The sequence below is a fragment of the Caballeronia terrestris genome (assembly GCF_001544515.1).
GTDB lineage: Bacteria > Pseudomonadota > Gammaproteobacteria > Burkholderiales > Burkholderiaceae > Caballeronia > Caballeronia terrestris.
This window is the reverse complement of the sequence record NZ_FCOL02000408.1, coordinates 1-1,399: the sequence shown is the minus strand read 5'-3', so window position 1 is coordinate 1,399 and position 1,399 is coordinate 1. Positions and strand designations below refer to the sequence as shown.

The window sequence follows — 1,399 nt, the reverse complement described above, 5'->3', positions numbered from 1 at the left end:
GTTCCGTGCCCGGCGGCAGTTGTGCGAGGCTCAGCACAGGACAGGTTTCCGACATGCCATAGCCCACGAACACGTCGATGCCGCGATCGAGCGCCGCGCGCGCAAGGCCATGCGGCAGCGCGCCGCCGCCGATCACGATCTTCCATTGGCTGAGATCCACGTGTTTCGCTTCGTCGCACGAAAGCAGCATGTGCAGAATGGTGCTGACGCAGTGCGAAAACGTGACGCGTTCATCCCGCACCAGTTGCACGAGACGCTCGGGCACGTAACGGCCCGGATAAACCTGCTTCACGCCCAGCACCGTCGCGATGTAGGGCATGCCCCACGCGTGGACATGAAACATCGGCGTGAGCGGCATGTAGACGTCGCCGCGATGAAAGCGCTGCCCGGATACGGGACTCGCGAGCGCAGCCATCAACGTGATGGTGTGCAGCACCAGTTGCCGATGCGAGAAGTACACGCCCTTGGGCAGGCCCGTCGTTCCCGTCGTATAGAACGTCGTGGCACGGGTGTTTTCGTCGAAGTCGGGGTAGTCATAGCTCGGCGCACTGGCCGCCAGCATCGCCTCGTATTCGGTCGCGAACGGGATGGTGTGCGCGCACGCGTCGCTGCCCGGTTCGTCGATCCATACGAAAGTGCGGACCGTCTCGAGCTGATCCTTGATCGCTTCGACCACGGGCAGAAAATCGGTGTGAACGAACAGCACCTCCGCGCCCGCGTGGTTGATCGTATAGACGATCTCCGCCGGCGACAGCCGCACGTTGACCGTCTGAAGCACGGCGCCCATCATCGGAACCGCAAAGTACGACTCCAGATAGCGATGACTGTCCCAGTCCATGACGGCTACCGTGGTGCCGTGTCGCACGCCCAGTCGATGCAGGCCGCTGGCGAGCCGCGCGATGCGTTCCCGCAGCGTCGTATAGGTCATGCGCAGTTGCCCGCGGTAGACGATTTCCTGGTCCGGTGCCTGAACGAACGGCGTGTGCAGCAGATGCTTGATCAGCAGCGGATAAGCGTAGGAAGATGGCGTCGAGTCGTGCACGGCGTCCTGCATCGATGTCTCCTGGAGTCGAGGGATGAATCGGGCAGGCACAGGTCCGTCGATGCATGTCGCACACGGTGCATCCCGAGTGAGACCATCATCGGATTGTTTGGAGGGACGCAACATCCCCTGAACGGGGGAGCTTTGCGAGGGAGAGGCACGCCGGCTTTCGCCGAGCCTACGGTTTCGATGCGCCGGCGCTGGCTGCGCGCAGCCGCTCCATATCGAGGATATGGATCTCGCCGAATCGCAGGCTTACTATCCGCTGACTTTCGAGGGTCTTGAGCAACTGATTCGTGGTCTGCCGAGACAACGACACCATCGACGCCAGGCTGTCTTGAGAAAGGCGTATCTTGC

2 protein-coding genes are annotated in these 1,399 nt (G+C 62.2%); both read right to left on the bottom strand.

What is annotated here, in order from left to right:
* Positions 1–1,054, bottom strand: a 1,054-nt coding sequence (locus AWB67_RS37815) for an AMP-binding protein (RefSeq protein WP_143746817.1), incomplete at its 3' end; no start/stop codon positions are given.
* A 166-nt stretch (positions 1,055–1,220) separates the two neighbouring features.
* Positions 1,221–1,394, bottom strand: a complete 174-nt coding sequence (locus AWB67_RS37810) for a helix-turn-helix domain-containing protein (protein WP_268808175.1) — start codon at positions 1,392–1,394, stop codon at positions 1,221–1,223.
* Between the last annotated feature and the right edge of the window lie 5 nt (positions 1,395–1,399).